The sequence below is a fragment of the Microbacterium sp. B19 genome (assembly GCF_000333395.1).
Taxonomy (GTDB): Bacteria; Actinomycetota; Actinomycetes; order Actinomycetales; family Microbacteriaceae; genus Microbacterium.
Genome location: NZ_BADA01000238.1, coordinates 1 through 5,333, shown reverse-complemented (window position 1 = coordinate 5,333; position 5,333 = coordinate 1). Strand labels below are relative to the sequence as shown.

At 68.3% G+C, this 5,333-nt stretch carries 6 protein-coding genes and 1 pseudogene; 3 read left to right on the top strand and 4 right to left on the bottom strand.

Annotation, left to right across the window (positions count from 1 at the left end):
* The 3 genes from I5G_RS09155 to sdhC form a co-directional block, all read right to left on the bottom strand.
* A partial coding sequence (locus I5G_RS09155) for an FAD-binding protein (protein ID WP_026095802.1) occupies positions 1–431 on the bottom strand: 431 nt, incomplete at its 3' end.
* Between the two features lie 47 nt (positions 432–478).
* The gene (locus I5G_RS09150; protein ID WP_022878792.1) at positions 479–934 is read right to left on the bottom strand and encodes a succinate dehydrogenase hydrophobic membrane anchor subunit; all 456 of its coding nucleotides are present in this window, start codon (positions 932–934) and stop codon (positions 479–481) included.
* Positions 934–1,368 (bottom strand): succinate dehydrogenase, cytochrome b556 subunit, encoded by a 435-nt coding sequence (gene sdhC / locus I5G_RS09145; protein ID WP_022878791.1) that lies wholly within the window; start codon positions 1,366–1,368, stop codon positions 934–936. The genes I5G_RS09150 and sdhC overlap by 1 nt, the downstream gene beginning before the upstream one ends.
* 215 nt (positions 1,369–1,583) lie before the next feature.
* Between sdhC and I5G_RS09140 the strand changes: the two genes are divergently transcribed.
* From I5G_RS09140 to I5G_RS09130, 3 genes and pseudogenes are all read left to right on the top strand, one after another.
* Complete coding sequence (locus tag I5G_RS09140) at positions 1,584–2,702, top strand: mannose-1-phosphate guanylyltransferase (protein ID WP_022878790.1); 1,119 nt, start codon at positions 1,584–1,586, stop codon at positions 2,700–2,702.
* 193 nt (positions 2,703–2,895) lie between these two features.
* Positions 2,896–3,996 carry a BMP family protein gene (locus I5G_RS09135; protein WP_022878789.1) on the top strand — a complete coding sequence of 367 codons (1,101 nt, stop codon included), beginning with the start codon at positions 2,896–2,898 and terminating at the stop codon, positions 3,994–3,996.
* A gap of 157 nt (positions 3,997–4,153) precedes the next feature.
* Positions 4,154–4,663 (top strand): annotated as a pseudogene (locus I5G_RS09130) (ATP-binding cassette domain-containing protein); the annotation flags it as partial.
* A 152-nt stretch (positions 4,664–4,815) separates the two neighbouring features.
* On the opposite strand, the gene I5G_RS09125 reads toward I5G_RS09130, so the two are convergent.
* Positions 4,816–5,333: carboxylesterase family protein (locus tag I5G_RS09125; protein WP_022878787.1), on the bottom strand; the 518-nt coding region annotated here is incomplete at its 5' end.

Genomic DNA, 5,333 nt, shown 5'->3' with positions numbered 1-5,333 from the left:
CGGCGCACCGGGGTCTTGCCGTGGTCGGCCGTGTGCCCGCCGAAGCGGCGCTGGTCGATCTTGCCCTCGGGCGTGCGGTTGAACGGCAGGCCCATGTTCTCGAGGTCGATGACGGCGTCGATCGCCTCCTTGGCGAGGATCTCCGCGGCATCCTGGTCGACGAGGTAGTCGCCGCCCTTGATGGTGTCGAAGGTGTGCCACTCCCAGGAGTCCTCTTCGACGTTCGCGAGCGCTGCGGCCATGCCGCCCTGCGCCGCACCCGTGTGCGAGCGGGTGGGATAGAGCTTGGAGATCACGGCCGTCTTGGCGCCCGGACCCGCTTCGATCGCCGCGCGCATGCCGGCGCCGCCGGCGCCGACGATCACGATGTCGAACTGGTGGTAGTGCACGCCGTCCTTGACGATCGTGTCCGCGCTGTTCTGAGTGCTCACGTGTGCAATGCCTCTGTTGTCTCAGTCGGGAAGGAGGATGCCGCGGCTCACGGCTGGCAGATCTCCCAGAGGGAGCTGCTCTCGGTGACGCCGAGGCAGGGATCGAAGGTGAAGACCACCAGCGTGCCGAGGAGGATGAGGAACGCGGATGCCAGCACGATCGCGCCGATGAGCACGCGACGCACCTGGACGGTGGTGACGTAGTCGTTGACGATCGTGCGCATGCCGTTCGCGCCGTGGATCAGGGCGAGCCACAGCATCAGGACGTCCCACCACTGCCAGAACGGCGAGGAGAGCTTGCCGGCGACGAACGCGAAGTCGATCTGGTGGATGCCCTCGCCGGTCATCAGGTTGACGAACAGGTGCCCGAAGATCAGGACGATCAGCAGCACGCCGGAGGCGCGCATGTAGATCCATCCCCACTTCTCGAGGTTGGAACCCTTCTTCCGCACGGCGGGCGTGCGGGGCGCGGGGATCGTGCTGGCTTCCTGGGCGACGGACATCAGTGGCTCCCCGTGACGGCGCTGAAGACGTTGATGAGGTGGCGCGGCGTGAACCCGGCCATCGTGACGACCCAGAGGCCGAGGACGCCCCACCACAGCTGACGCTGGTGACGCGTGGCCCACGGCCAGAGGTCGACCGCGATGATGCGCAGGCCGTTGAACGCGTGGTAGGCGATGGCGCCGACCAGGGCGACCTCGCCCAGGCCCATGATCGGGTTCTTGTAGGTGCCGATCACCGCGTTGTACGCCTCGGGCGAGACGCGGATGAGCGCCGTGTCCAGGATGTGGACCAGAAGGAAGAAGAAGATCGCCACACCCGTGATGCGGTGCAGGACCCACGACCACATGCCCTCACGGCCGCGGTAGAGAGTGCCGCGTGGCCTCTTCGAGGTGGTCTCTTTCACCGACGGCGTGGCACGTGCTGGTGCTGACACGGTCGTCCTCCCTGATCGAACACGGTGTGGGGGGCCTCCGCAGGCCCCGAGCGTCACACGGGCGCCCTTGGATACTACGTCCGGGCTATGAATCCGGGGGATGAGGGTCGCCTAACACTCTCTCGATGTCGAGATAGTTTCGCGGCACTTTCCGTATTGCGTTGTTCACACATGGAGCGGGGATATGCGGGGACGGGCCAAGTAGGGTCGGTGCCATGGCCGAACCTGCTATCGACGACTTCTACGCCGTGATCCCCGCCGGGGGGATCGGCAGCCGCCTGTGGCCGCTCTCGCGCGCGGATGCCCCCAAGTTCCTGCACGACCTCACCGGCTCCGGTCAGACGCTGCTGCGCGACACGTGGGACCGGCTCGCGCCGCTGTCGGGCGTCGACCGGATCGCCGTCGTCACGGGGCGCGCGCACCGCGCCGCCGTCGAGCGCGAGCTCCCCGGCGTTCCCGACCACAACGTCTTCCTCGAGTCCGAGCCGCGCGACTCGAGCGCCGCCATCGGACTGGCCGCCGCGATCCTCGTCCGTCGCGAGCCCGACGTCATCATCGGTTCGTTCGCCGCCGACCACGTCATCCGCCAGACGCGGCAGTTCGATTTCGCCGTGCGCCAGGCCGTCGCGGTCGCGCGCGCCGGATACATCTGCACCATCGGCATCCAGCCCTCCGAACCCTCGGTCGGCTTCGGATACATCAGGCAGGCGGACGAACTCATCGTCGACGGGGCGCCCGAGGCCTACACGGTCGAGCGTTTCGTGGAGAAGCCGGACCTCGACACGGCCAAGGAATACTTCGCGGACCGCTCGTACCTCTGGAATGCGGGCATGTTCATCACCCGTGCGGATGTGCTGCTCGCCGAACTGGCCGTGAACGAGCCGGAGTTGCACGCCGGCCTGGTCGAACTGGCCGAGGCGTGGGACGACCGTGATCGTCGCGGACCCGCGGTGGACCGCATCTGGCCCGGCCTGAAGAAGATCGCGATCGACTACTCCGTCGCCGAGCCGGCGGCCGAGAAGGGGCGCCTCGCCGTCATCCCCGGGCACTTCGACTGGGACGACGTCGGGGACTTCGCGAGCCTCTCCAAGCTCAACTCCTCCGGCGGTCGCAATGAACTGGCGATCCTCGGCGAGGACGCGCGCGTGCTCGCCGACGCGTCGAGCGGCATCGTCGTGACGCAGACGAAGCGCGTGATCAGCCTCATCGGCGTCCGCGACATCGTCGTGGTCGACACCCCCGACGCGCTCCTCGTGACCACCAGCGAGAACGCGCAGCGCGTCAAGGGCGTCGTGGACGCGCTCAAGCTCACCGGGCGCGGCGACGTCCTCTGATACCGGATGCCGTCGACAGCGGCATCCGGTCCCTCTTCCGGGGCATCGTGTGGCGGTCGCATCACGCGAGATTGCGTCTTTGTAACCATTGCCGCCCACGGGCCGCCCCGGCCCGCAAGCGATTCGTCACAGTGGGTAACGTGACTCCATCGTCCCCCGAACCCGTTGGGGGCATCGTCTTGGAGGACCATTCGTGAAGACCACGAAGAAGGCCGTCGTCAGCGGCCTTGCGATGATCGGCGCAGCCGTGCTGCTGGCCGGCTGCGGCGCCGCTCCGGAGAGCACCGCCTCGTCGGCGGCTGCCGGCGCCAGCGACTACCTGCCCTGCATGGTTTCGGACTCGGGCGGGTTCGACGACAAGTCGTTCAACCAGCTCGGCAAGGAAGGCCTGGACCAGGCCGCCGCCGAACTCGGTTCGAAGAAGCCCATCGAGGTCCAGTCGCAGGCCGAGACCGACTTCGCCTCCAACCTCTCGAGCCTCGTCGACCAGGGCTGCAACACGATCATCACGGTCGGCTTCCTCCTGGCCCCCGCGGCCCTCGAGTCGGCGCAGGCCAACCCCGACCTGCAGTACGTCTCGATCGACGACACCGTCGACCAGAACTTCGACGGCAAGACCGACGCGCCGAACATCAAGCCGATCATCTTCGACACCGCTCAGGCGGCGTACCTCGCGGGCTACCTCGCCGCGGGCGTCTCGAAGACCGGCGTCGTGGGCACCTTCGGTGGCATGAACATCCCGACCGTCACGATCTTCATGGACGGCTTCGCCCAGGGCGTCGAGAAGTACAACGCCGACAACGGCACCTCGGTGCGCGTCGTCGGGTGGGACCGCGCCGCCAAGGACGGCTCGTTCACCGGTGGCTTCGAGGCCAACGACACCGCGCGTCAGACCGCGCAGGCCATCATCGACCAGAACGTCGACGTGCTGCTGCCCGTCGGTGGCCCGATCTACCAGTCGGCCGCCGTCGCCATCCAGGACTCCGGCCGTCAGATCGCCATGGTCGGCGTCGACGCCGATGTCTTCCAGACCGACCCCTCGGTCGGCAGCCTGCTCCTGACCTCGATCCTCAAGGGCATCGACGTCGGCACCAAGGACGCGATCGTGTCCGCCGGTAAGGGCGAGTTCGACACCACGCCGTTCGTCGGCACGCTCGAGAACGAGGGCGTCGGAATCGCGCCGTACCACGACTGGTCCGACCGGGTGCCCGCCGACCTCACCAGCAAGGTCGACGCGCTGAAGGCCGACATCGTCAGCGGCAAGATCAAGGTCGAGTCCTACCTGGCCGGCTGAGAGATCCACTCTCCAGGGGAGGCCGGCTCCGTGCCGGCCTCCCCTCCCTTATGGGGCCGCGACCGTCGTCCCCGCACGACCGGACGGCATCCGCTCACGAGGCGGTCCGTCCCCGCCGCACCCCGCGTGCGGCACCGCAGAACTTAGGATCGGGAACATGAAGCTCGAACTCCGCGGGATCACGAAAACGTTCGGATCCCTGGTGGCGAACGATCACATCGACCTCACCGTCGAGGCCGGAGAGATCCACTGCCTGCTCGGCGAGAACGGTGCCGGCAAGTCCACCCTGATGAACGTCCTCTACGGCCTGTACCAGGCCGACGGGGGAGAGATCCTGCTGGACGACGCCGTCCAGCACTTCGCCGGACCCGGCGACGCGATGCGCGCCGGAATCGGCATGGTGCACCAGCACTTCATGCTCATCCCCGTCTTCACCGTCGCCGAGAACGTCATGCTCGGCCACGAGCCCACGAAATTCGGCGGTCGGCTCGACCTCGCCGCGGCGCGTGCGAAGGTCAAGGAGATCTCCGACCGCTTCGGGTTCGACGTCGACCCCGACGCGCTCGTCGACGACCTGCCGGTGGGCGTGCAGCAGCGCGTCGAGATCATCAAGGCGTTGTCGCGGGATGCCAAGGTGCTCGTGTTCGACGAGCCGACGGCCGTGCTCGACTGCTCAAGAGCACCGCCGCCCCGCGGTCGCGCTCCAGCGCCCCGACGTCGCCGCTCGACGACCTGCTCGGTCGCGGCTCGACGAAGACGATCCTGGGCGGCGTGATCCGGGGGATCTTCGGCACCGGCCGCCGGCGCTGAGCTCCCGCCTCAGGAGAACGACAGGACGTTGTCGCCCCAGGCGCGGCGGAGGTCGCCGTCGAGGTCCTGGGTGACGACGTCGTGGCGGTCGATCACGAGCGTCGCGCGGGCGTCGTCGCCGTCGAGCTCGAACGTCGGCCACACGGGAGCGTTGGGTGCTTCGGGCTCCTCGCCGTGTGCGAAGGCGGTCCACCGTGCCTGCATCCGCGCCGAGATCAGGTCCGCCACGCGGCGGCCGCCGAGCTTGAAAGTCGGGTCCTTCGGGCCGCTCACGAGGTTGCCCCACAGGTACGGCAGCTCGGTGGCGTGCGTGGCGCCGAGACCGATGAGCCGCAGGAACGGCGCCGCGTGGTCGAAGCGGTACAGCCACACGGGCGCGATGGTCGAGTGCCCCTCCGCGACCCACAGCGTCGGCAGCCGGAATCCGATGTCGCGCGCGACGCCGAGGCCGATCGCGCGGTGCCGCACGTGCTCGTACGCGGTGAGGACCTGTTCGCGGGTCGGCAGCTCGACGCCGGTGTTTTCCG